Genomic DNA, 24,759 nt, shown 5'->3' with positions numbered 1-24,759 from the left:
CGCGGGCATCGCTGCGATTACGCGCCCTTTCGCTTGCGTCCGAGGTAGGCCGCAAGTCCCACGCCGATGATCAGCGCGGCTCCGTTGACGAAGTTGGTGATGTAGTCCTGCGAGCCGGCGAGGTTGAGTCCGGCGTTGAGCGCGGCGAGGAAGAAAATCGCCACGATCGTGCCCCAGACGTTGTAGCGGCCGGGCTGGATCGCCGCAGCGCTCAGGAACGCCGCCGCCAGGGCGGGTAGGGTGAACTGCTCGCCCACGCGCGGATCGGCGCCTCCGGCACGGGCGACCTGGAGCGCTCCCGCGCCTCCGGCCAGCACGCCGGCGGCCACGAACGACCACCCAATCAGCCGGTTGGAGCGCAGACCGACGAGCCGGGCGGCGTCGGGGTTGGCGCCAACGGCGTAGACATAGCGACCGAACGGCGTGTGGTTGAGCAGGTAGTAGACGCCGAGCGTGATGACGATCAGCAGCCATCCCGCCTTCGGGATGCCCAGCCAGTTGCCCGAACCGAAGCTCACGACGCTGTTGGGAATGTTCGCCACGATGGCCACGCCGCCGGTCTTGGCCTGGGTCACGCCCGCCAGCAAGGTGGCGGTGCCGAGCGTCGCGATGATCCCGTTGACGCCGAACCGGGTGACGACGACCGCGTTAAAGAGGCCGACGACCAGACCGATGCCGAGGCCGAGCAAGATGGCCACCAGCACCGGGGTGCCGCTGGACATGGCGCTGGCCACGTAGATCGACGAGACGCCGGCCGTCGCGCCGACCGAGAGGTCCCACTCGTTGCAGGCGATCGGGATCAGCGCGGCAAGCGCGACGATCGCGACGACCGCCTGGTTGCCGACGACCGCCTGGAAGTTGCCCACCGTCGGAAACGTGTCCGACGTCTTGGAGTACAACGAGAAGAAGATGATGACGACGCCGAGCAGGATGACCAGCGCATAGGCCTCGAAGAAGCCGACGACGCGTCCCTCGCGCTCCCTTCGTGGCGCCGCCGCCACCGGCCCCTCAGGCGCTTGGGCCCGTTCGGTGGTACTCATCGATCGGTTCCTCCCTGGACGAGCTGCTCGAGCCGGTCCGCTTGTAGGTCGTCTCCACGTATCTCCGCGGTGACCCGGCCGCGTTGCAGCACGAGCACCCGCTCACACAACCGCTCGAGCTCCTCGAACTCCGACGACACCACGATCACGCTCGTGCCGCGCATCGTCGCCTCGCGGATGAGCCCATAGAGCTCCATCCGAGCGCCGACGTCCACACCCTGCGTCGGTTCGTCGAGCAGCAGGATCCGGGGCTCGCGGCGCAGCCACCGCGCCAGGATCACCTTCTGCTGGTTGCCGCCCGACAGCGACCCGAACCGCGCCCGCTCCGAGGACGCCTTGACCAGGAACTCCGACATCACCCGCCGGCTGTCGGCCCGCTCGGCGCGATGATGAAAGACCCCGTGGCGGAAGTAGCGGCCCAGCACGGTCAGCCCGATGTTGTCGGTCACCGGCAGCTCCAAAAACGCCCCGTGCTGCACGCGGTCCTCGGGCACATAGGCCAGGCCCGCCCGCATCGCCGCCCGCGGCGTCTCGGGCGCCAACGGCCGGCCACCAAGCGTCATCTGCCCCTCCTCCGGCCGCGTGAGTCCGAACAAGGTCTGCAAGAGCGTCGACCGCCCTGACCCCAGCAGCCCCGCGATCCCGAGGATCTCGCCCTTGCGCAACGAGAAGCTCACGTCGCGCAACGCCCCGCCCCGCAACCCCTCACACGTGAGCACCACCTCACCCGTCGGCGTCGCCTCGGCCACCCCGCTCTCGCGCGCCAGCGCCCGCCCCACCATCAGCTCGACGAGCCCGTCCTCGGTCATCTCACCCCGAGCAACCGTCGCCACGAACCGCCCGTCGCGCAGCATCGTCGCCCTGTCGGCGATCTCGAGCACCTCATCGAAGCGATGCGTGACGAACATGATCGTCTGCCCCTCCGCCGCATAGCGCCGCAGCGCATCGAACAACAGATCGACCTCCACGGCCGGCAACGACGACGTCGGCTCGTCGAGGACCAGGATCCCGGTGTGCGCATCCTCCTGATCCTGCAACGCCCGCGCGATCGCCAACATCGTCTGCGTCGCACGCCCAAGCTCGCTGACCAGCTGATCCGGACGCGCATGGATCTGAAACCGATCCAGCAGCGCCTGCGTGCGCCGCCGCACCCGCGACCACGCGATCCGCCCCGCTGCATCCGTCTCAAACCCCCGCCCGATATGCAGGTTCTCCGCGACGCTCAACGCCCCGAACGTCGAGTTCTGCTGATGAACAAACCGCAGATTCGCCTCACGCGACACATCCGGCGTGATGCTCGTCGCGTCGAACTCACTGTCACCCACGAAGATCCGCCCCGCATCCGCCGGCTGCACCCCCGCCAGGATCTTGATCAACGTCGACTTACCGCTCCCGTTGCCCCCCAGCAACGCATGGATCGTCCCCCGCTCCAGGCCGAACGACACATCGACCAGCGCCCGCGTCGCCCCGAACGTCTTCGACATGCCCTCGATCCGCAGCACGATCTGCTGCGCATCAGGCCCATCCGGCCGCGGCACGCCTTCAACGACGAGCATGATCGACGCCCTGGGCCCGACGAAGAACCATCGCCAACGGGCGAGACCGGAGGTTCACCGTTGAGCGCCGAGGAAGGCCGCGGCGCTCCGGCCCGCACGGATTCCCGTCGCAAGCGCTCCGTCGATCAGGCCGTAGGCGCCGGGAGCGAGGTCTGCCCCCGCGAAGAACACCGGACCGGCCTGTTCAGCGATCACGCGGACCTGCCGCGACAGCTGGCCCGGGCGCGGAACCGCCCAGGTGCCTTTGAAGTGCTCGTCCCGCGTCCAGTCGTGGTACGCGACATCGACCACCTCGACGTCCGGCAGCCACTGGCGCAGCGCGACCTGAACCGCCCCGGGCGACGAGCCGTCCACGGCCCGCGCGTCGGCGCCGAACGCGACGGCGATGTGGTCGCCGTCCACAGGGCGGTCGTACTGCATCCAGACGAACGGCGCGCCCTCCGGCGCAAGGCACACATAGGGCGCGCGGTCCCCCTTGATGCGACAGACGACCTTGAGGCCCCGCGAGAGCTGGCCTTCGCCGGCGAGTTCCGCGAGCCCGCCGGGCAGGCCGGGGTCGAACCGGATCCCGTTCAGGACATTGAGCGGGACCGCGCACACGACGGCTCGCGCGAGGATGGGAGCGCCGTCCTCGGTGATGACCTCGACGCCGTCGCCGTTCGAGCGCACCGCGGCCACACGGGCATTCATCGCGAAGGCCGCGTGGGACTCGGCCGCGATGGCCGTCGAGAGCCGGCCCATTCCGCCGACGAGCTTGTAGCGCGAGATGACGTCGAGCATCACCTCCCAGTCCCACCCAGCCAGGGCGAGCCACCGGAGCGCAAGCACCATCCCGACTTCCTCCAACGGCGCCTGACAGGCGGCCGACCAGAACGAGGTCGTGACGTCACGCTCGAGGGGCTGCAGCGCCAGCTCGTCAAGGAACGCGCCCAGCGTCAAGCGGTCGTAGTCGAGGATCCTCGGCTCCCACCCGGCATCCTGCGGTCTCGGCACGACTTCGCGCGACACCTTCGACAGCGCAGTCATCGCCTTCTCCATCAGCGCGCCGACCTCTTCCAGCGTGCCTTCGTGGATGGCGGCGTCGTGGAGGTACAGCACTCGCTCGGGAGGCGGGAACTCCTCGATCTGCAGACCATACCGCGCGACCTCGGCCCACGCGTTCGGCTGGAGCCAATGGATGTCGGTCCCGCCCAGCTCGACGCGCGTGCCGAGCCCGTCATCCGTCCATGTTCGTCCGCCGAGGCGCTCCGAGGCCTCCACCACGGTCACGCTGTGGCCGAGGTGCGTGGCTTCTCGCGCGGCGGCAAGTCCGGCGAAGCCGCCGCCGATCACGGCGACATCGCATCGCTGCGGTGCCATCAGCCGACCTCCACCGAAAACTTCCGGAACGGGGCGTGAAAGGTCCAGATGGACGTGCTTCCCTTCCTGAAAGACGCACCGTCGCCGGGCTTGAGTCGAATGACGGACGACTCGCCGAAGTCGATCTCGACCTCACCCTCGAGCACATACAGGTACTCGTCGCGGTCGAACTCATAGGGAACCGGAACGCCGTCCGGGTACTCCCCCGGGTTCACCTTGTAAACGCCGGCGCGTACCGCGGAGTTCGCGCCGGTCAATTCCGCAAAATGCCCCGTTGGCTCGTCGCCCACCATGAACGGGGCATATGCCCCCAGGACGTCCCCGTTTTTCAGCACCGTCGCATCACTGTGCACGTTCACTTGACTCCTCTCCGTCAATGCCACCTGTGTCTCGAGTCCACGAGGTCCCGGCCGTCGTACGGCCAGCGTGTCGACCGTATCGGCGCCCACGGTGTCATGCATCCGTAGATCTACGGAACTTGACTGCGAACGTCACCCCACGCCCCACGCCTTCTCGTAGACCGACTTGTAGTCCACGGGCGCCTCGTAGGGCACGAAGTCCTGGTTGTGCTCAGCGTCGACCAGGCGAACGCCGATGCCGGTCTCCGTGCGTGGTGTCTTACCGGCGATGAGATTGGCGAGCGCGTCGACTGCCGCGTAGGCCTCCCAGCCGGGCGTGTAGCTCAGACACGCGCCGAGTATCCCGTTCTGGAAGTTCGACTTGGAATCGTCCTGACACTCCCATCCCACCGACACCGGCTTGTTCTGCGAACCGCGAACGGCGGCCGCGATCCCCGCGGACAACAGCGACTCCGTGCCTGAGGGGAAGACGATGTTCACGTCCGGATTCTTCAACAGCGCCTGTTGGACCTTCTGCTGAAGCTTCGGACCAAAGTCGGCGCCGGTCACTTCGACGGTCTCGGCGACGCTGCAGCCGGAGCACTTGCCGAGCTCCTCCGTGAACGCGTCGTGAACGATCTTCAACGTCTGCGCGTCGGTTTCGAAGACGTCGAGCACCTTGGCCTGGCCTTTGGTGTGCGCGATGACCCAGTCCGCCTGCAACTTGCCGACGGTCTTCAGCCAGTCCTGCAGTGTGCCCTCCTGGTAACCCACCGTCGAGGCGAACAGCGGCTCCGCACTCGGGTCGAACGTGTCGCAGTCGTGGCCCTCGATGTTGACAACGGGGATGTTGGCGTCCTTGGCCTCTTGCAGCGCCGCCTTGATCGCGGGGCAGTCGGGACCCATGGTGATCACACCATCCGCCTTCGAGGTGACCGCGTCGCGGACGCCGGCCAACATTGCGTTCGGTGAGAACTTCCCATCGACGACCCGGACCTGCCACCCGAGCTTCTGCGCTGCCGCTTTGGCTTCCTTGACCGCAGCGGCAAAGCCCGGAATGCTCTGCGCGAACGGGACCACGACGATGGTCTTGCCCTTGGGTGGGGTCGATCCTTCAGTCGGCGGTGGTTGGAACGTCCCGGTCGGACCCGACACGGCGTCCAGCGCCCGCTGTGCGTCAGCGACGACGCCGCCCCCGGCTTGCGTCGCACCATCACCCGAGGCGGTCGTTGCGGCCGTGGGCTGCGACGAGGTCGTTCGGGACTCATCGGAGCTCCCGCAGGCAGCCACCGACATCGGTAGGCAGAGCAGAACGGCCACCGCGGCACCGCGGCGCGGCACTGACGTCAACCAGCCAGACATGGACTTCTCCTCCTCTACGAGATCCGAACGGCCCCGGCTGCATGGCGCGAGCCGACGGAGCACGGTTCCAGCTCTTCCGACGTATCAGCCCGTTGTGCGAGCCGCCCTCTGACTGTCTGACCGGTCGCCGTCGCGCCGACGCTGGCTCGAGTCACGCCTGCTCCGGCCCTGTCCCCTCCGTCTTCGAGGTTAGGTCGACCCCAGTATCCCCACCCACCGTGGCGCCGGCTACCCCTCCCCGGCTCCCTACGAAACGACCCCCTCCAGCGAGGGGGTCAGCCGACCGGACAGGCGTACCTCAGGCAGGTCATGTGGGCAGACCTTCGCTCGTCGCCGCGTCGGTTGGACGGCTCGCCACAAGGGAGACGAGCTCGAGACGCGAGGAGATGGACAGCTTCTTGTAGGCGTTGCGCAAGTACTCCTTGACCGTGTGCTTGCTCAGGTAGAGCTGATCGGCAATCTCGGCGTCGTGGAGGCCACGGATCGCCAGCTCGGTCACCTGCCGCTCCCTCGGCGACAAGGCCCTGGCGAGGTGCGCCGGTAGCGCGAGCTTCGCCGGCACTTCAAGCCTTAGGTACGTGAGCATGACCGACCGATCGTCGCACCTGACGGACCGAACGTGCAGCTCGGATGGGTCGCCGGAGGCGAGTGTGACCGGCACGCGCATGACCGAGTTGCCCCGTGGCGCGGTACCTGAGAGCAGATCCTCCAGAAACGCGGGCTCGTCGGCACCGTCGATAGCGTCGAGCACCGCGCGCGCAGCGGCATTGGATCGCCGTCTGGCGTGGTGGTGATCGGTCACGATGATCGCCTCATCGGAAAGCTCGAGCGCCGTGCGCAGCTGATCTCGCTCACGCAGCGCGGCGTTCTGTCCGATGATGGCTTGCAGCATCGAGCCCGCGAGCCGGCCCAGGGCGCCGATCAGCGCGATATCTCCTGCGTCGAAGCGGCGCACGTCTCCGACGTTGAGCGTCCCCAGGAGGTCGGCGCCGGATAGCAGGGGCGCCTGGAGCGCGACGTTGACGCGATGCATCCGCAGCACTTCGCGGTAATAGGCCGCGTCGAGCCACGCCCGGCGACTCATCAGGCTGTCGCTGTCGATGGCGGTTCGGTGCCGCAGGACATGGTGCAGGACGGGATCGCGATCTCGTCCCACTTCCTCATAGACCGCCAGGAAGTAGTCGCTGACGTCGCGTGCCGCGACGTGCGTCGGCCGGCGCGTCGTCGTGTCGAGCACGTAGAGCGCCGACCGCTGTGGCACGATCAGCTTGTCCATCACATCGAGCGTCCGCTCGGACAGATCGTCCAGATCTGTCGCTCCAGCGATCGCGCTCGCTGCGTCGATGATCGTTGTCGCTTGGGTCCCAGACGACACCAAGGCTCCTCTCCGAGCACGATCCTATCACGCGTTGCGCCCCCTCCCCCCTCACTCGCGGGGACCTTGCAATGCCAGTCGACCGGGGGGTACCGGTACGCGTTCAGGGGCTGCACGATCGCCCGGGTCGGCCTGACGACGATAGGAGGATCCTTGAGCGCCACCGAACAGACCTCGACCCAGAAGATCATCACCAACGATCTCTGGATCGGCGGAGAGGCGGTGCCGGCGAGCACCCATGCCTACTTCGACGACCTCAACCCTGAGAGCGATCGCGTCTACTCTCATGCCGCTGATGGCGCGGTCGAGGACATCGATCGCGCCGTCACTTCCGCCCACACCGCGTTCGCGGCCAGTGGACTGATCCAGATGCGCGATCGCGAGCGCTGGCTCATGACGGCCGCGGAGGTCTTCGAGGGGCGCCGTGAGCAGTTCGTCGACGTGCTCGTCGACGAGGTCGGATCGCCGATCTTCAAAGCGAACTTCGAGTTCGACATGGCGCTGAGCGCGATCCGTGCGGCGGCCGGCGTGCCGCGGCGTCTCAAGGGTGAGACGCTGCCGTCCGATCGCCCCGGTGCCTTCAGCGTGACCGTGCGCGAGCCCGTCGGCGTCGTGGCGGGCATCACGCCGTTCAACGTGCCGCTTCTGAAGGGTGCCAAGCAGGGTTCCATGGCGCTCGCCACGGGAAACTGCTTCGTCCAGCTCCCGTCTGAGCACGCCCCGCGCGTCGCCCACATGCTGGCGCGCGTCTTTCAGGACGCCGGCTTTCCCGACGGGCACTTCAACGTCGTCACAGGCAATCCGTTCGACATCGGGGATGCGCTCACCGAGCACCATCTGGTGAAGTGCGTCACCTTCTGCGGCTCGTCCCGCATTGGACGGCATGTCGCCGAGCTCTGCGCCCGTCACTACAAGCCCGTGATCCTCGAGTTGGGCGGAAAGAGTCCCATGATCGTCCTCGATGACGCCGACCTCGACTCGGCGGTGCAGGCCGCGGCGATCAGCGTGTTCTTCTTCCAAGGGCAGGCGTGCATGGCCGCCAGCCGCCTTCTCGTCCAGCGCGGCGCCGCCCAAGAGTTCGCCGATCGCCTCGCGGCCGTCGCGACGGACCTCACGGCACGGGGCATGGGAGACCTACGCAACGACGACACCGTCGTCGGCCCCACGATCTCCAAGCGTCAACGCGAGCGCGTGACCGCGCACGTCGAGGATGCGGTCGCCAAGGGCGCCGAGGTCTGCGCCGGGGGACGGTGGCGGGACAACCGGTTCGAACCCACGGTGCTTCGCGGCGTCCGTCCGGAGATGACCGTCTACACCGAGGAGACCTTCGGCCCCGTGACATCGATCTACGCGTTCGACGATCTCCAAGACGCTGTTGACCGAGCGAACGACACGGAGTACGGCCTCTCGGGTTCGGTCTTCACGCAGGACGTGACGACGGCGCTGTCACTGGCCAAGGCGGTGCGCACGGGCATGATCCACATCAACGCACCGTCGATCCAGGACGAGCCCCACGTGCCCTTCGGCGGGCTCGGGCGCAGCGGCATCGGGCGCGAGGGAACCGAGACCGACGCCGACGCGATGACGCAGTGGAAATGGATCACGGTCCAGCTTCCGCCCGACGGAGGGCTGCCGGCATGAGGCGGGAGACCCATGATCTCGCTGAGCTGATCGACGACCGGCCGAACGACGAGCATTTCGCCTATCACCGATCGGCGTTGACGTCTGAGGACATCCACCGACTGGAGCTCGAGCACATCTTCATGCGGACCTGGCTGTATCTCGGCCACGAGTCCGAGGTGCCCGAACCCGGCGACTTCGTCCGGCGCAGCGTCGCCGGACAGCCGCTGTTCATGGTCCGTAGCCGCACAACAGGTCACGTACGTGTCTTCGCCAACACGTGCACCCATCGCGGCGCGACCATCTGTCGCCGCGACCGCGGCAACGCAAAGGCCTTTCAGTGCTTCTACCACGCTTGGACGTTCAATACGGACGGCAACCTGGTCGGGGTTCCGGACGAGAGCGCCTACGGCGGAGCCTGGGACAAGGACGCCATGGGTCTCCGCCCGCCCGCGCGAGCGGAGTCGTATCGCGGGTTCGTCTTCGTGAGCTTCTCGCATGACGTTCCGGAGCTCCGCGATCACCTTGCCGGCGCGCGTGCGTGCCTCGACGACCTCATGGACGCGTCGGCAGAAGCCGTCGCTGTCCTGTCGAGCGATCGAAGTGACGCAGCCGACAGCGGAGGGAAGTCCTGGACGGGCCCGCTCACGGTGCTTCGCGGGACGCATCAGTACGGGATCAAGGCGAACTGGAAGCTTCTGGTCGAGAACAGCTTCGACGGCTACCACCTGGCGCCGACGCACCACACCTACTTCCAGTTCCTGAAGGACCAGGACGTGCACACGGAACCGAGCGTCGGATCCTGCCGACAGCTGGGCAACGGTCACGCGGTGCTCGAGTACACGGGCTCCTGGGGCCGGCCCGTCGCCAAGTGGAGCCCCGCGTTCGGCGAGGACTCTCATGGCCAACTGGACGCGATGCGGGACCGACTGATCGCCACGCTCGGCGATCGTGGACATCGCATGGCCGAGCTCAACCGGAACCTGTTCATCTATCCGAACCTTTTCGTCATGGACAACAACGCGCTGGCGCTACGGGTGATCCAGCCCACCGGGGTCGGCTACATGGACGTCGCGCAGTACGAACTCGCGCCTCGCGACGAGGATGCAGGCGTGCGCCGCGTGCGCCTCGAGAGCTACGTCACGTTCGCCGGCCCGGGAGGTCTTGCCACCCCTGACGATGTCGAGGCGCTCGAGTCCTGCCAGGCCGGTGCGGACTCAGCTGTCGTTGAGTGGAACGTCCTCTCGCGCGCGTTTCACGACGATCGAATGACCGGCGAGGCCCAATTGCGGGAATTCTGGCGTAGATGGCAGTCCGATCTCATGGCATCCGAGCTGGCGGAGGCACAGATATGAGCGCGAGCCTTCAGGAGCAAGCGTTGCGCCCCACTGCGGTGAGTCGCGCGCAGGTCGAGGATCTCCTGTACGACGAGGCCGCGCTCCTCGATGCGTGGCGCATGGACGAGTGGCTCGAGCTCTGGACCGACGATGCTCAGTACATCGTCCCCACGAACGACAACCCCGATGCCGACCCGGACCACGACCTGATGTACATCAATCACGATCTGCGGCTCTTGTCGGGGCTCGTCGTCCGGCTCAAGAGCGTGCATGCTCACCGTGAGTACCCGTGGTCGAGTACCAGGCACTTCGTCTCGAACGTCAGAGTGTTGGGCGAAGACGCCGACGGAGACATCCACGTGGACGCCGCGTTCCAGGTCTGGCGCTTCCGCAACAAGGACCAGGACTGCTTTGTCGGGCGCTACGCCTACCGTCTCCGCGGGGGGCCCACCGGGCTGCGTCTTCGATCGAAGCGGGTGAGCATGGACGCATGGAGGCTTGCGCCGATGGGAGCGATCAGCATCGTGTTGTGAGGCTGCTCCCGGTCTACCCTTGCTGCGCCTTGAGTCGCCCTATCGTTCACCTGACCCGGGGAGGAACCAATGGCATCGGTCATCGACCATCCTGGCTATTTCACGAGTCTCCCTCGCGACTACTACCTCAGCGAGGAGATCTTCGAGGCTGAGCTCGACCTTGTTTTCGCGCGGCAGTGGCTCCATGTGGGGCACGTCAGCCAGATCCCTCAGCCCGGCGACTTCTTCGCTTGTTCGGTCGGACCCGAAAGCCTGCTGATCGTTCGTGACGCCGACGGCGAGGTGCGGTCGTTCTTCAACGTCTGCCGTCATCGAGGAGCCCAACTCTGCGAGAGCGGGACAGTCGGACATCGGAAGGCGTTCGTGTGCCCGTACCACCGCTGGAGCTACGGCCTCGACGGCCGGCTGCTCGGCACGCCGGGTTCGCGGGACGGCGTGGATTTCGACTTCGCCGACTGGGGCCTCCACGAGGCGCGGTGCTCGACCTACTATGGGTCGATCTACGTCTATCTCGGCGAGGACGCCTCTCAGGCGCCGGCGTTCCGAGACGTCGTAGTGCCCTTGGTCGACGAGGAGCAGCTCGGCCGCGTCCAACCGGACCGAGTCAAGCTGGCGCACCAGGTGAGATACGAGGTCCGTGCCAACTGGAAGCTCGTGCTCGAGAACAACTGCGAGTGCTACCACTGCGCCGGGGCTCACCCATCGTTGGGGGTGTCCTGCGACTACGCCGGTTTCTTCGCGCCGCGCGACAGCGATCTCGAAGCCTTCAATGCCGAGAAGGGCTACTTTCCGCTGCGCCAGGGGATGCAGACCTTCTCGATGGACGGCCGCTGGGTGTCGCGAAAGCCGCTGGGCACGGGGTTCGAGACGGGGTTCAGCGCGGGCTTCATCCTCGTCCCGATGTTCGCCGCATCGGTCTACTTCGCCGATCACGGCGTGCATCTCGACGTGTTCCCCATCGACAAGGATACGACGCACATCGTCTGCCAGTGGTACGTGCACGAGGACGCCATCGAAGGGCAGGACTACGAGATCGACACATTGATCGGGGTGTTCGACGTCACCAACCGCGAGGACGTGGCGCTCGCCGAGCTCACCCAGCGCGGTGTGCGCTCCCGACGCTTCGTGCCTGGACCGAACAGTCCGACCCGCGAGAGTTTCGTCAAGGGCGCGCTGTCGCAGTACCTGGCGTTGATGGGACGACAGATCGACTGACTCGCGGACTTCTTGGCGCTCTGCCATCTGCCCGCGCTGCTCGAGGGTGTCGGGTAACGCGGCTCCCCGAGGAGCGCTCTGCTCAACACGCCGAGGCGATGAACCGATAGCCGTTCGCCGACTCGGATCACTGCGCGCCCGACTCAGCCGAAACACCATGCACAAAGACGAGCCCGGCAGCTTCTTCTAGGTTGTCGGCTGGCGCACTCCGCGCGCCTCGAGCCGAGGGATGATCTCGTCGGACACGACGCTCAGCTCGTCGAGGTAGTTGACCAGGCCGACTGCCGCCCCGCCGTAGCCCGCCGCAGCGAAGGCGGCGAGCTGCTCGGCCACTTCGTCGTGACTTCCGATGATCAGGCCGAGCCCAGAACTGGCCGCGATCCGCTCCCGCCATTGTGCCTCGCGGCCGGCGGGCACGTTGACTTCCATTCGTTCGATGATCAGCTCAACTGCGCCGGGGTCCGCGTGGCGTCGCGTGTAGTGGTCGAGGTACTCCTCGGCTTCCGCGCGCGTATCGCGACTGACGATCATCGCGGTGAGGCAGATCGTGGTGTCCGGGCGGCCGTTCGCCGCGGCAAGTTCGCGAAACGCCCCTAGCTCGCGCGCCGCCCGGTCATCGAGGTTGAAAACGTTGGTGAAGAAGAAGTCGGCGTGCTTGGCCGCGAACCGTCTGCCGGCTTCTGAGTACCCGGCGTTCATGACGATCGGTTGCGTCCCGCCGTAGGGCTTGGGATGTCCTTGGGCACCAATCGCTCTGTAGTGATCCCCGATGTAGTCGAACGGGTCCTCGTTGGTCCACACACCGCGTACGAGCTCAATCCACTCGGCCGCGCGATCGTACCGAGAGGCGTGCCAGTCGCGCTCGGTTCCGAACATCTCGAACTCGTCCGGCCGCCAGCCACAGACCACGTTGAGGCCGAACCTGCCGTAGCCGATCTGGTCGATCGTCGCCATCTGCATCGCGGCGAGAATTGGATGAAACAGAGGCGCGTACACGGTGCTGAAGGCAGTGATGCGCTCCGTGCAGGCAAGGACCGCGCTCGCCCAAGGAATGGTCTCCAGAACCGAACGCTGGAAGCCGGTCTCTCCTCCATAGCCGATCCACCGCGAGGCTGGAAGGAGGAAATCCAGCCCGGCCCGGTCGGCGGCCTGCGCCAGCTTGAGGTTCTGTTCCCACGTGGCCTGCCAGCGCTCAGGTGCAGCGGTCGACGTCATGCCCCCTGAGACGTTCGGGGGAAAGAGCCCGAGCTTGAAGTGGTCGTTCCAGAACATCGAGTTTTGCTCTCGCTTCACGATCGCCTCCGTGGTGGCACTGTGCACTTCTTCGGACAAGGTGTGAGAAGATGGAGAAACGGGTCCATCGTGGCGGCTGCGTTTTCTGGCCCCGGCCGCAGGATCCGTAACACGCTGGGTGCAGCCCACCGGTGCCCGCGGGCGCGGAATAAGCCTGGACGCGGTCGACAGGCGACCTTATCCCGCAGCAGGCTTCGGAGCACCCCCGATTCATCGCAGGCGGACCGCGTTCGACATCGGCGCACCCTACGTGCGTGCGGCCGGAGCGCATCCCGGCTCCGAACCGGTTTCGTCGCTCGATACCGAACGCCGCGCCAAGCGCGATGCGGTTTCGTGGCTCTCCACGGCAAAGTCGGCGCTTGGCTGATTTCCCGTCGACGCGCTCGACACGAGCGGCGAGCGCGTCCACGGGCGAGGCAGTTTCAGCCAGCGCCGTCCACCAGCGGCAGATCATCCAACGCGTACCCCCGCTCGTCGCTCGGCTTGTATTCGTCGATGTTCTCGTCGGTCCAGAACGTCGCTTTCACCGTGAGCGGTGGGTAGGTACCGTGAGCTCCCCTTTGCAAGGCCGTCTGCATCTGCTTCACCGCGGCGAGACCGGTGGCGAAGTTGTTCGGATCCCACGTGCCCGTCAGGCGCTCCTCCCTGATCGCGTCGATCGCGTCGGCGTCGCCGTTGGTACCCGTGACGATGACGCCGTCGTTCTTGGTGACTGTCGCGACGGTCTGCCCGGCGCTGACGAGCGCCGCTGAGACACCGAGGGCTGACTGGTCGTTGTAGGCCCAGATGGCATCGATCTTCGGATGCTTGGTCAGGAGATCCTGCGTCATCCGCAGAGCGGACTCGGCCGTGTCAGCTGTGTTGTTGGCGGTCTCGACGACGTCCAGGCCATGCTCCTTCGCCGCTGCGGCGAAGCACTTCGTTTCGGCGATGACCGACGGAGCGGGCGGCCCGCTCATCTGGACGACCCTGGCGCCGGGGCGCATGTCGGCGATGAGTTCGGCGGTTTGATCCCACGGGCCGCCTGGCTCGCAGCGAATGTACTCCCACCAGACGGTCGCCGTGACCCCCTCGCCCTCGGAGTTCATTCCGATGATGGGAATGCCTTGAGAGAGTGCGCGAGTGTACGCGCCGGCGGCGGCACCGGGATCCAGCGTCCACGACGCGATTGCTGCGGTTCCCTGGGTGATCGCGGTGTCGATGTTTGCGACCTGCTTGTCGGCGGACAGGTTCGCATCCATCACCGTCGCAGTCCAGCCCAGCTCCTGGGCAGCGGCTTCGATGCCGCCGGCGATCTCCTGCTGGCCGGGCTGGGCGGCCACCGGGCTTGCGTACGCGATCTTCTCGCCGTTGCCCGTCGCGGTGCTCGCCGTGGTGCGGCCAGTGGTGGACGTCCCGTCCGAACCGCTGCTTCCGCAGCCGGCGAGAGCTGCGACGACCATCGCTGACGCCGGCAGCGTCACCCATTTGCTCATCTGTGTATCTCCTTCGTAGTCGCGATGCCGATCACGCGTCGTCGGCGGCAAAGCGGTCGAGGACGTTGCCTGTGAGCCTCGAGACGTTGTTGTCGCAATCGTCATGCGTGAGGCTCGTGCCCCAGCAGATCGAGCCCGTGCTGAACACCGCACCCTGGTTGGGCGTCTCGAAGTAGACGAGGTCGGCTCGGACGCGCGGGTCGACCGTGCCGCCCTGGCGTGAGTTCGCCATGAAGACCTCCTCCACGACACCCTGGTAGATGTCGGAGAAGCCGGTCGCTGTCGCGAGGTGCATTGCGTGCGGCGGGGTACCGAGCTCGTAGTCGATGCGATCGAGCTCGTACCCGCCGGCACCGCCGAGGAGCGCGCCGAACCCACCGATCTCCTCATCGGCTGCGATGCCGTCGAAGATCCACGAGCCACGATCGTCTCCACTACGTGGCTCCTGTACGAACGGTCGCGATTCCTCGACTCCGTGCGCGGTCATCCCCACCCCGACGAGACTCTGCGGGGCCCGTCCGCGATACCGCCACAGCCCCGCCGGCTCGCCGGTGCCCTGGTGGTGGCACTCGCCTGGCGCCGACTCCCATGCCCGGGTGCCCGCATTCGTCCGGCGAATCTCCAAGACGTGCGGGGCCGCGGGATGGGGCGTCGTGACCCAGTAGAGGCCGTTGCCGCCCAGGTACATGAACCGTCCGCCGGCCTGGAGCCACGCCTCGAGCGCGTCGAGCATGTCGCCGCTCCAATACTCCGGGTGCGTGCCCGACACGACGACCCGATAGCGCGAAAGCAGGTCCAGGCCTTCGGTATGGAGGTCGTCGTCGGTGATCACGTCATGCGCGCGACCGGTCGTGCCCAACCAGTCGAGGACGTGGAGATCGGCACTCAGCTGATGCGGACCACGGAGCTCCCACGCCTCGTAGTACGGGCGCATGTTCACGAGCGGCCGCAGCCGCGACACGAAGCAGTTGCCCGTCCCGTCGCGGTGATTGTCATAGCTGCTGAGCAGCCCGTTCTCCAAGGCCCACCGGTCCTCCGGGCCGGCGGATGCGAGGATCCGCGCTCGCTCGTCCGGGGGCAGGGGCGGCACGCTCTCCCATGCGTAGTGATCGTCGGAAGTCGACAGATACATGAACGGCGAACGCCGTGGTTCGGGCTGCGGTTGGCCGATGCCGAAGAACTCGTCAGAGTACGCCAGGTAGCTGAACGTCGGTGCCAGAAACGCCACCGAAGCGTTCACCCGCCCTTCGGGCGGAGTGACGAAAAACGGCAGATGGTCCTCGCCGTCCTCGCAACGCAGACGGACCGCGTACATGCCGCAAGGCAGGTCCGTCGGGACATCGAACGAGAAGTCGCTGTGCCACCCGCAGTCGGCGAGATCGTCGTGGTGGAAGTGGATCGCCGCGTACTCCTGTGGCACCCGCCGGAAGTCGAGCTCTCGTCCGGTCCAGTTGTGCCCGGTCACGGCGCGCATCGGCATCTGCATCAGCTCCCCGTGGAGCTGGCGCGGCGAGGTGTCGTGCACACGCAGCGTTGTGATGCCGACCGAGAAGTCCCAGGCCGCGACGCCGTCGATCTGCGGTGACTCGATCTTGCCGTCGAACTGGTGGCCGATCCGGAAGGGCGACTTCACGTCGGAAGGTGCGCGTTCGGCCTCCGCTCGCGCTTCGCCGTCCCAGCGCCTGGGTGTCTGGACGACGAACGCGCGGCCGCCCTGCAGTCCGCACTCCAGCCGATACCACTCGCCGCGCCGGAGCGGCGTCCCGGTCGCCAGACGCGCGCCGCCGATCCGCAGCTCCGGTTCGCCGCGATCGTTGAGGAACAAGCCGTCATCCGAGCCCCAGGTCATCAGCCCCTGAAGGGCGCCTCGACCCGGAGCGGTGGGGAGCACCCACGCGGACATCCGAAACTCGGCCGGCCGCGGGACCGGTCGCGCGAAGCGAATGTGCGAGCCGGCGGGGATGCTCTGCTCCCGTCCTTGGTATCGCCCGTTGAAGGGTGCATCGAGTTCTTCGCGGAGCTTCGCCGAGTGCGACGGTCGCACCAGCCGCGCTTCGTACTCCCCATCCGCACTCACCATGAACCGGATCCGGCTTCCCTGCTTGACGCCGAGCAGGTCGCTGTAGCCGACGACCTTCATCTCTGTCCTCCCAAGACGGTTAGTTGCGCAGCCATCCGTCCGGGCTGGCGCAGACGAAAGAAAGGTCTGCGCCACCCAAGACGGCGTTTGTGCTCGGCTACGCCGACGCCGGGTGCAGCTGCTCGAGCTTTCCCTTGATCAGCGCCAGCTCGACCTTCCAAACGTGATAGATCAGACCCCAGACCTCAGGCGTGTACGCCTCGTCGCGCCAGACGACGTTCGTGACCACGCACGTGTTTTCGGGACGCCCCAGCTCCGGTCCGGGGATCACGCGAGACTGGACCTGATGGCGCAGGTTGTCTGGGCCTTCGAAGCCGATGAAGTAGTCCACGAGCAACAGCTCCCGATTGGGGCGCAGGCGCACGTACTCATCGACCGCGTCGAACATCGAGCTCCCTACGAACGTATCGGGACCGAGCTGGCGCCGCTCGATGCTGAACAGCGCCCAGAACCGCTGGTTCATCCCGTCGGCGAGAAAGTCGAATGCCTGCTCGGCATGCACATCGATGTGCGCGCTCGCGAAATGAGCGTTGGGATCGTCGGTCGGCAAGATGGGCTCCTCCGTCGGTGGCAAAAGACACCGCTCGTGACGCGCCAAGAGCGTCTTCGATGCGGCGTCGCGGAACCTATGAAGGTGCTCGTCGCCGGACATCCGTAGATGTACGGAACTTCGCGACGACGTACGGACGCGCACCACAGGAGCCCGTCCGTAGTCGCTTCTCAGACGCGGGTGGCATCCGCCCGTGACACCCACCAAGCGGCGATCTGCACCCGGTTCGTCACGTTCAGCTTGCTCATGATGTGGTCCACGTGGCTCTCTGCGGTGCGGGGACTGATCATGAGGGAGTCGGCAATCTCTCGGTTGGTCATCCCCTGTGCGATGAGCGCGGCCACCTCGCGTTCGCGGCGCGTTAGCGGGTCGTCGTTCCCCGCGACCTGCGCTCCCCCGGATGCCGCGGCTGCTAGGTGCTCCCATATCTCCTCGCGAGACATCCCGGCGCCCGAGTCGTACGCCGTCGCGAACGCGCCCTCTCCGAGCGCCGCGCGACAGCGCTCGTCCGCGTCGCGCCGAAAGGGCAGGGCCGCCTCCAAACCTGACAGGCGACCGCCCAGCCGATGCCAGCGACGATCGACCGCGCCCAGAAGGATGGCCGCTCGACGCGTGTCGCGTTTTCGAGCGGAGCACCACACGAGAAGCTCCAGGCAGTGCGCGGTGAGCAGTTCGTCGCGGGTGTCTCGGATCGTCCCCCTCGCGCGCTGTGCAGCCTCCGAGATGTCGCCTTGGACGAACATCGCGAGCGCTGCTCCGTAGTCGATGTACCCGCGCAGGAGTTCGTCCTGGTGCTGAGCGCTGTTGGCAAGGCCCTTCGCCTCGTAGCGGCGCACCGCGTCGAAGTCGCCGCGTGTGGCGGCGAGCACCGTGGCGAACCCGAGCGCGTCAAGCCAAAGCGTCCGTGCACGGACCTCATCGACGCTCGCGTACGTGGACAGCGCCTGCTCCAGGGAGATTGATGCCTCGTCGGGTCGTCCCCGCGCGAGTTCGAGCATCCCTTGGACGTGCAGGTGAAACGCCGCTTCGAGCGGGAGCATCGCGTCGGTGGCATCGTGTGCCGCGGCGATCAGCGCTTCCGCATCCCGAAGGTGCCCCTGGACGATGTGCAGGTAGCCCGCGGTGAGGAGCGCTCGGGTCAGCGCCGGTGATCTGTGGCCCGCGGGTGCGGCCTGCAGTGCGTTGCACAACACGTCTCGTCCGTCTCCCACGTCGCCGCTGGTGAGCCAGTAGAGCAACAGATCGCTGGCCATCTTGAGGGCGTCGTCGATGGTGTCGCTACGAGACGCCCGGTAATCGATCGCCGCCACCACGTTTGCCTGATCCATATGCAGACGACGGCTCCACGACCACTGGCGGGGCCCCAGCCAGTTGTGTGCCCCCGATGCCAGAACCGTCGCGTACCACGCTGCGTGGGCGTCTCGGAGCTGGTCGAAGTTCCCGTTCCCGCCCAAGGCCTCCGCGCCGAACTGGCGCATCGCCCAGGGAAGACGGAACCGCGGTTCTGAATCGTCGACGTCGGCCACGACGACCGAGTGGTCGACCAGCGCCGCCAGAACGTCGAGCAGCACGTTCGCCGGAACGCAGACGGCACCGCATACCGCCTCAGCGGCGGCCAGGTCAAATGCTCCCTGGAACACCGACAGCCCCGCCCACAGTTGACGCTCCTCGTCGGTGCACAGCTCGAAGCTGCGCGGCGCCAAGCCGCGCAACCGATCCGACACGGCGGAGCGTCGCCGGCAAAGCGAGCCGGGATCTCGTAGGACTCTCCTCAAGGTCTCGTCGAGCGAGAGCGTCCGGACCCACGAGGCGGTCAACTCAATCGCGGCTGGGAGCCCATCGACGGCTCGACACAAATCGACGATCGTCGCGCAGTTCGAGGTCGTCATCTCGAACTCCGCGCGCACTGCGCGAGCGCGATCGATGAACAACCGCACCGCTTCGGACTGTGTCGCGCACCCGATGCTGAGCGTGCCGAGCTCTCCGGGAAGAGACAACGCCGGCACCGTCACGGTCGTTCCGCGACCGAGGATCGCAGCCGTGCGACCAACGGCCAGCACGTGCAGGTGTGGGTGCCGATCCGCCAGCTCGGCGACGAGTTCCCGCGCGTCGTCGGTCATGGTTTCGCACCCGTCGAGCACCAGCAGCACCGCCAGAGATCCCGCTCGCCTCTCGCGCCCGCCCGACCCCTCAGCGCGCAACGCATCGAGCACTTGGCGCTCCAAAATGGGCCGCTCGCCGACACCCTCGATGTCGACGAAATGGATACCGCCGGGAAACGAATCCGTCGCCGTCTCCACCAGGCGCTGCGCGAGCCGAGACTTCCCTACACCTCCCGTCCCGCACAACGTCACGGCCCGGTGCCTGGCGAGCTCCCCACGGAGCAGCTCCAAGAGCTGCTCACGCCCCACGAAGGAGGTGGCGCCACCGAGCGTTGGCCGAGCCAGAACGAGCTGCGGCCCGACCTCAGTCGCTGGCCGTGCCTCAAGCGTTTCCATTATCCAAACGTACAAGGCCGCTGACCTCGGCCAAGGACCAGGCGCCGAGTCTCCATCGACGACTGAGTCCGGTGGCTGCCAGCACAACCTGCGGTCCGGCTAGGGCCTCCTGGCAGGCGTCCAAACGTGCCGATCCGCTGGCGGCCTCGGTAGCCTGGGTGACGTGCTCAAGCCGGATGTCGAGATTCTGGTGCCAAAACTGTGCCAGAACCGTCCCGAATATGGCGGCGGACTTCCCGAATTGGCACGAACATCTGTGGGCGGCTTCGACCCGCAGCCATGTTCGTTTGCAGGACTTTTTGCCTCGACGCCCTGCGTGGATGGCCTTCTTGCCATGCAGAAGGTCGAGGGTTCGAGTCCCTTCAGCCGCTTGGAACGAAAGCCCCGCAACGCGGGGCTTTCGCGTTCTCTTCCGTCGCACTGACTTCAGGCGACGGGCCCGGCGTCGGCCTGGCGACATCGCGAACTGGGCACGTCCGCGGATCACCCTCCAGCCGGCACGGTGTGCCCGGCACCTGCAGGTGTCGTCCTCGATGCGCTGCCGGTCGCTGTGCTCTGCCGCCAAACCGACGTTGGTCGTAATGTCGGGGCCGCTACGGCAACGCGTCGGTCGTCTTCACCGAGTCCGGCGGCGCCGCCCGCGCGTACCGTTACGGCGTGCCGGCCGGGATGGTCGGCGTGAACGTCGGCGTCGCGGTCGCCCTGCGCAACATGGAGATCTTCGCGCGCGACGGGATCCTCGAGAACGTGCGCACGCTCGAGCCGCACCTATCCGAGCGGCTCGCGACGCTGCGCGAGCTGCCGATCGTCGGCGACGTGCGCGGGGCCGGGTTCTTCTGGGCGATGGAGCTCGTCAAGGACGACGCGGGCGCCCGCTTCGACAAGACCGAGCGCGACCGCCTGCTGCGCGGCTACCTCCCCGGCCGCCTGCTCGACGCCGGGCTCATCGCCGGCACCGACGACCGCGGCGACGCCGTCCTGCAGATCGCCCCGCCGCTCATCAGCGACCGCCCGCTGCTCGACGACATCGTCGCCCGCCTCGCGGACGTGCTGGCCGACGCCGGCGCCCACATGGGCGTCGGCGCGAAGGCGGCGGTGGCATAGTGCTCGTCGCGGAGATCACGCCCGCCTGAGCACCGGCTCGGCGCGCCCGCCTCGCCGCAGATGGTTGCGGGCCCGGCATACTTCCCCGTGGGGAGTGAGATGGACGCCATCGACGACAGGCTGTTCGACTTCATCGGCAACGTGGCCCACGCCCCCACGATGCAGGAGCTCGAGAACCGCTATCTCGACGGCATCGGCACCTTCGTGCGCGCCAGCGCGGCCGGCCTCTACGTCCTCGACCCCTTCACCCACGGCGCGCAGGGCATCGCCGCCCGCGGCGTCAGCGACTTCTTCCTGTCGCGCTACGAGGAGCTCGGGCGTCACCACGATCCGGTCCTCGAGCGAGTCCTCGTCGAACGGCGCGCCGTCGACAACGCCCTGCTGATGCCGGCCGAGCAGTGGTCGGACCTCCCGGTCTACGGGGAGGTCTTCCGCCTGCACCGGATGATGAACCTCATGGAGGCCCCGATCGTCGTCGACGGCGAGGTGATCGGGACGCTGAACTTCGGCCGGACGGCCGCCGAAGGCCCGTTCGCGCAGCACGACCGGCGGGTGGCGGACGCGATCGCCCGCCTCCTCGGGGCGGCCCTGGCGTCGGTGCGCACCCGCACCGAGCTGACCCGTCAGCGCGACCAGGCCCTGGCCGCGCTGGAGCTGTGCTCCGACGCGGTCGTCGTCACCGATCTGCATCGCGCACAGCGGCGCCTAAACCTGGCGGCGCGGCAGCTGTTCGACCAGCTCTCGGACGGCGAGGCGGCGCTCGAGGAGCTCATGATGCGCAAGCCGGGGTCCGACGGCGCGATGGCCCGCCACGACCTGCCCGTCTCGCTGGCCGACGGCGACCCCGCCCGGCTCACGGCACGCGTGCGGCACGCCGAGAGCGACCCGAACGTGGTCATCTGCATGGTGGACCTGCTGACGAGCGAGATCGCCGCCCGCGTCCTTCCCGGTGAGCTCACCCAGCGCGAGCGCGACGTCGCGGAGCTCGCCGCCCGGGGCCTGCGCGACGCGGAGATCGCGACGCAGCTGAGCCTGAGCCGGTACACCGTCAAGCAGCACCTCAAGGCGGTCTACGGCAAGCTCGGCATCCGGTCGCGCGTGGAGCTCGCCCGCCTCCTCGCCTGACTCATGCCCTCCCTCGCACGAGGGAGCCGCGAAGAACCCTCGTCCGAGGGCTGGAGCGGGCCGCCCGACGGGCGTACGGTCCGCCAGGGCCAGCGACGAGGGGCGGCGAGCAGCCGCCGGGAGAGACGCGTGCAAGGACTCGACGGGAAGGTCGCCATCGTCACCGGTGGCGCCACCATCATCGGCGCGGCGGTCGTCGCCGCGTTCCATCAGGCGGGGACGCGGGTCGCGATCGCCGACATCGACAAGGACGGAGGGCGGGCGGTCGCCGACCGGCTGGGAGCGGGCGCGCTGTTCGTGCCCACCGACGTCACGCGCAACGACGACGTGGCGGCGTGCGTCGCCGCGACGGTCGAGGCCTTCGGCGGCGTCGACTTCGTCGTCAACCTCGCCTGCTCCTACGTCGACGAGGGGTTCGGCTCCTCGCGCGCCGACTGGCTGACCAGCTACGACACGAACGTCGTGGGCGGGGTGATGATGCTGCGCGCGGCCCACCCGCACATGGCGGCCCGTGGCGGCGGCGCCGTCGTGAACTTCGCGAGCATCAGCGCCCGGGTGGCGCAGACCGGGCGCTGGCTGTACCCGGCCACCAAGGCGGCGATCCTCCAGGTCACCCGCAGCGAGGCGCTCGACCTCGCCCCGGACGGCATCCGGGTCAATTCGGTCTCCCCCGGCTGGACCTGGTCGAAGATCATGGATCAGCTGACGGAGGGCGATCGCGCGCACACCGACACGGTCGCCGCCGACTTCCACATCCTGCGGCGGGTCGGCGACCCGGAGGAGGTCGCCCGCGCGGTGCTGTTCCTCTGCTCCGACGAGGCGTCGTTCGTCACCGGGACCGACCTGGCGGTCGACGGCGGCTACTCCGCGATGGGCCCCGAGCAGGCGGCACCCGCCATCCCGCGACTCAGCGAACGGCCCGGCGCGGGCGCCTGACCCCGCCGGCCAGACGAAAGGACCACGCACATGAGCAAGATCGCCATCGTCGGAGCAGGACAGGCGGGGCTCGAGCTCGCGCTCGGCCTGCTTCAGAACGGCTTCGAGGTCACGGTCGTGACGAACCGGACCGGCGAGGAGATCCGCACCGGGCGGGTGCTCTCCAGCCAGTGCATGTTCGACCGCGCCCTGCAGACCGAGCGCAACCTGGGGCTGAACCTCTGGGACGACGAGTGCCCGCCGGTCGAGGGCATCGGCCTCGTCGTCGTCGGGCCGGAGGGCTCGACGGTGATCGACTGGGCGGCCCGGCTCACCGCGCCGGCTCAGTCCGTCGACCAGCGCGTCAAGATACCGGCATGGATGGACCTCCTCACGCAGCGCGGCGGGGAGCTGCGCCACGCCGATGCGGGCGTGGCCGAGCTGGACGACCTGGCCCGCAGCCACGACCTGGTGGTCGTCGCCAGCGGCAAGGGCGAGATCGGCCGGCTGTTCGGCCGCGACGAGGAGCGGTCTCCGTACGGTGAGCCGCAGCGGGCGCTCGCCCTGACGTACGTCGAGGGCTACCGCGACCGCGACGACTTCCCGGCCGTCACGTTCAACCTCATCCCGGGCGTCGGCGAGTACTTCTGGTTTCCGGCGCTCACGACGACCGGCCCCTGCCACATCATGGTCTTCGAGGGCATCCCGGGCGGGCCGATGGACTGCTGGGGCGACGTGTCAACGCCGGACGAGCACCTCGCCCGCAGCCTCGAGATCCTCGAGCGCCACATGCCCTGGGAGGCCGAGCGTGCGCGGGGCGCCCGCCTCACCGACCCGAACGGCATCCTCGCCGGCCGTCTCACGCCGACCGTGCGCCACCCGGTGGCTGAGCTGCCCTCGGGCGCGCCGATCCTGGGGATGGCCGACGTCGTCGTGCTCAACGACCCGATCACCGGCCAGGGCTCGAACAACGCCGCCAAGTGCGCCGGCCACTACCTCGCCTCCATCGTGGACCGGCGGGACGGCTTCGATCGCGCGTGGATGCAGGCGACGTTCGACCGCTACTGGCAGGAGGCGCGGCCTGTCACCGAGTGGACGAACATGCTGCTGGCGCCGCCCGCCGAGCACGTGGTCGAGGTCCTCGGCGCCGCGGGCGCGATCCCGGGACTCGCGTCACGCATCGTCAACGGGTTCGACGACGCGTCGAACCTGATGCCGTGGTGGGGCGATGCCGAGGCCGCGCGGGAGGTCGTCGCGCGCGAGGCGCAGCCCGCCTGACGGCAGGGCGGTGGCCGGCGGGCAGTCGATCAGCCTGGACGGCGGCCACCGCCGCCGCCGACCGCGCGCAGCACGTCGTGCAGCCGGCCGATGACCCGCTCCGTGCGCTCGGGCTGGCCGAACACCACCTGCTGGAGCACCAGGCCGTCGAGCGCTGCCATGACGAGCAGCGCGAGGTCCGCGTCGTGGTCAACCCCGGCCCGCCGCAGCCCGTCCGCGGTCGCCTCCAGGTACTCGTCGTAGATCGCGCGGACATGCGGCAGGAGCTCCGGCCGGCGCCGCGCCTCGAGCAGGAGCTCGAACTGGAACGCCTGCAGCTCGCCCTGCTGCTCCGCCATCGCCGGGAGGTTGGCCGCCAGCCCGTCGATGTCGCCGTCCTCCGGGTCCAGCGACGACGCCGCGATGGACACCTGCGCGGAGTACTTCAGCGTCTCCTCGATGAGCGCTTCACGTGAGCCGAAGTGGTGGCGGACCAGGCCGTGGGTCACGCCGGCCTCGGCGCCGACGGCGCGGATCGTCAGCCCCCGCAGGCCGGACGCGGCGACCACGCGGATCGCCGCGTCGAGCAGCGCCTGACGCCCCTCTCCGTAGGACGGCCTGGTTGCGCCGGCGGTCGTCATGGGGCCCGCAGGCTACCGGCGCCGCC

General features: G+C 67.9%; 21 protein-coding genes. 9 read left to right on the top strand and 12 right to left on the bottom strand.

Annotation, left to right across the window (positions count from 1 at the left end; genetic code table 11):
* Positions 1-17 precede the first annotated feature (17 nt).
* The 6 genes from DSM104329_RS12255 to DSM104329_RS12230 all read right to left on the bottom strand — a co-directional run bounded on the left by DSM104329_RS12255 (position 18) and on the right by DSM104329_RS12230 (position 6,931).
* Positions 18-866 (bottom strand): ABC transporter permease, encoded by an 849-nt coding sequence (locus DSM104329_RS12255; protein ID WP_259315731.1) that lies wholly within the window; start codon positions 864-866, stop codon positions 18-20.
* Positions 867-1,036: 170 nt separating this feature from the next.
* Complete coding sequence (locus DSM104329_RS12250; protein ID WP_259315730.1) at positions 1,037-2,596, bottom strand: sugar ABC transporter ATP-binding protein; 1,560 nt, start codon at positions 2,594-2,596, stop codon at positions 1,037-1,039.
* Between the two features lie 54 nt (positions 2,597-2,650).
* The gene (locus tag DSM104329_RS12245) at positions 2,651-3,955 is read right to left on the bottom strand and encodes a flavin monoamine oxidase family protein (RefSeq protein ID WP_259315729.1); all 1,305 of its coding nucleotides are present in this window, start codon (positions 3,953-3,955) and stop codon (positions 2,651-2,653) included.
* Positions 3,955-4,404, bottom strand: coding sequence for a cupin domain-containing protein (locus tag DSM104329_RS12240; RefSeq protein ID WP_259315728.1), 450 nt, complete (start codon positions 4,402-4,404; stop codon positions 3,955-3,957). The genes DSM104329_RS12245 and DSM104329_RS12240 overlap by 1 nt, the downstream gene beginning before the upstream one ends.
* A gap of 42 nt (positions 4,405-4,446) precedes the next feature.
* Positions 4,447-5,655 (bottom strand): sugar ABC transporter substrate-binding protein, encoded by a 1,209-nt coding sequence (locus tag DSM104329_RS12235; RefSeq protein WP_259315727.1) that lies wholly within the window; start codon positions 5,653-5,655, stop codon positions 4,447-4,449.
* A 307-nt stretch (positions 5,656-5,962) separates the two neighbouring features.
* Positions 5,963-6,931 (bottom strand): helix-turn-helix transcriptional regulator, encoded by a 969-nt coding sequence (locus DSM104329_RS12230; RefSeq protein ID WP_259315726.1) that lies wholly within the window; start codon positions 6,929-6,931, stop codon positions 5,963-5,965.
* On the opposite strand from DSM104329_RS12230, the gene DSM104329_RS12225 reads away from it, so the two are divergent.
* The 4 genes from DSM104329_RS12225 (at position 6,860) to DSM104329_RS12210 (ending at position 11,735) form a co-directional block, all read left to right on the top strand.
* Positions 6,860-8,671 carry an aldehyde dehydrogenase family protein gene (locus DSM104329_RS12225; protein WP_259315725.1) on the top strand — a complete coding sequence of 604 codons (1,812 nt, stop codon included), beginning with the start codon at positions 6,860-6,862 and terminating at the stop codon, positions 8,669-8,671. The two genes, DSM104329_RS12230 and DSM104329_RS12225, sit on opposite strands and share 72 nt — an antisense overlap.
* Entirely contained in the window at positions 8,668-10,005 is a 1,338-nt protein-coding gene (locus tag DSM104329_RS12220) for an aromatic ring-hydroxylating oxygenase subunit alpha (RefSeq protein WP_259315724.1), read from the top strand. Before DSM104329_RS12225 ends, DSM104329_RS12220 begins: the two co-directional genes overlap by 4 nt.
* Positions 10,002-10,520 carry an aromatic-ring-hydroxylating dioxygenase subunit beta gene (locus DSM104329_RS12215; protein ID WP_259315723.1) on the top strand — a complete coding sequence of 173 codons (519 nt, stop codon included), beginning with the start codon at positions 10,002-10,004 and terminating at the stop codon, positions 10,518-10,520. Before DSM104329_RS12220 ends, DSM104329_RS12215 begins: the two co-directional genes overlap by 4 nt.
* A 69-nt stretch (positions 10,521-10,589) precedes the next feature.
* Positions 10,590-11,735, top strand: coding sequence for an aromatic ring-hydroxylating oxygenase subunit alpha (locus DSM104329_RS12210; protein ID WP_259315722.1), 1,146 nt, complete (start codon positions 10,590-10,592; stop codon positions 11,733-11,735).
* 186 nt (positions 11,736-11,921) lie between these two features.
* On the opposite strand, the gene DSM104329_RS12205 is transcribed toward DSM104329_RS12210, so the two are convergent.
* The 5 genes from DSM104329_RS12205 to DSM104329_RS12185 all read right to left on the bottom strand — a co-directional run bounded on the left by DSM104329_RS12205 (position 11,922) and on the right by DSM104329_RS12185 (position 19,493).
* Positions 11,922-13,067, bottom strand: a complete 1,146-nt coding sequence (locus DSM104329_RS12205; RefSeq protein WP_259315721.1) for an LLM class flavin-dependent oxidoreductase — start codon at positions 13,065-13,067, stop codon at positions 11,922-11,924.
* Between the two features lie 383 nt (positions 13,068-13,450).
* The gene (locus DSM104329_RS12200) at positions 13,451-14,503 is read right to left on the bottom strand and encodes a sugar ABC transporter substrate-binding protein (protein ID WP_259315720.1); all 1,053 of its coding nucleotides are present in this window, start codon (positions 14,501-14,503) and stop codon (positions 13,451-13,453) included.
* 31 nt (positions 14,504-14,534) lie between these two features.
* Positions 14,535-16,643, bottom strand: coding sequence for a N,N-dimethylformamidase beta subunit family domain-containing protein (locus DSM104329_RS12195; protein ID WP_259315719.1), 2,109 nt, complete (start codon positions 16,641-16,643; stop codon positions 14,535-14,537).
* Positions 16,644-16,740: 97 nt separating this feature from the next.
* Positions 16,741-17,193: a hypothetical protein gene (locus DSM104329_RS12190; RefSeq protein WP_259315718.1), complete on the bottom strand. Its 453-nt coding sequence runs from the start codon at positions 17,191-17,193 to the stop codon at positions 16,741-16,743.
* A 170-nt stretch (positions 17,194-17,363) separates the two neighbouring features.
* The gene (locus DSM104329_RS12185; RefSeq protein ID WP_259315717.1) at positions 17,364-19,493 is read right to left on the bottom strand and encodes an ATP-binding protein; all 2,130 of its coding nucleotides are present in this window, start codon (positions 19,491-19,493) and stop codon (positions 17,364-17,366) included.
* A 361-nt stretch (positions 19,494-19,854) separates the two neighbouring features.
* Here DSM104329_RS12185 and DSM104329_RS12180 point away from each other — a divergent pair, with 361 nt between their 5' ends.
* The 5 genes from DSM104329_RS12180 (at position 19,855) to DSM104329_RS12160 (ending at position 24,113) form a co-directional block, all read left to right on the top strand.
* On the top strand, positions 19,855-20,115 hold the full coding sequence (locus DSM104329_RS12180; protein ID WP_259315716.1) for a hypothetical protein: 261 nt from the start codon (positions 19,855-19,857) through the stop codon (positions 20,113-20,115).
* A 233-nt stretch (positions 20,116-20,348) separates the two neighbouring features.
* On the top strand, positions 20,349-20,795 hold the full coding sequence (locus DSM104329_RS12175; RefSeq protein ID WP_259315715.1) for an aminotransferase class III-fold pyridoxal phosphate-dependent enzyme: 447 nt from the start codon (positions 20,349-20,351) through the stop codon (positions 20,793-20,795).
* 99 nt (positions 20,796-20,894) lie between these two features.
* Positions 20,895-21,920 (top strand): LuxR C-terminal-related transcriptional regulator, encoded by a 1,026-nt coding sequence (locus tag DSM104329_RS12170; protein WP_259315714.1) that lies wholly within the window; start codon positions 20,895-20,897, stop codon positions 21,918-21,920.
* 129 nt (positions 21,921-22,049) lie between these two features.
* Entirely contained in the window at positions 22,050-22,856 is an 807-nt protein-coding gene (locus DSM104329_RS12165) for an SDR family oxidoreductase (protein WP_259315713.1), read from the top strand.
* Between the two features lie 30 nt (positions 22,857-22,886).
* Complete coding sequence (locus DSM104329_RS12160; RefSeq protein ID WP_259315712.1) at positions 22,887-24,113, top strand: styrene monooxygenase/indole monooxygenase family protein; 1,227 nt, start codon at positions 22,887-22,889, stop codon at positions 24,111-24,113.
* 29 nt (positions 24,114-24,142) lie between these two features.
* On the opposite strand, the gene DSM104329_RS12155 is transcribed toward DSM104329_RS12160, so the two are convergent.
* Positions 24,143-24,733 (bottom strand): TetR/AcrR family transcriptional regulator, encoded by a 591-nt coding sequence (locus tag DSM104329_RS12155; RefSeq protein ID WP_259315711.1) that lies wholly within the window; start codon positions 24,731-24,733, stop codon positions 24,143-24,145.
* Positions 24,734-24,759 lie beyond the last annotated feature (26 nt).

The sequence above is a fragment of the Capillimicrobium parvum genome (assembly GCF_021172045.1).
GTDB classification, from domain to species: Bacteria; Actinomycetota; Thermoleophilia; order Solirubrobacterales; family Solirubrobacteraceae; genus Capillimicrobium; species Capillimicrobium parvum.
Note: the sequence above shows the minus strand (reverse complement) of the source record. Positions and strands in the feature narration are given on the sequence as shown.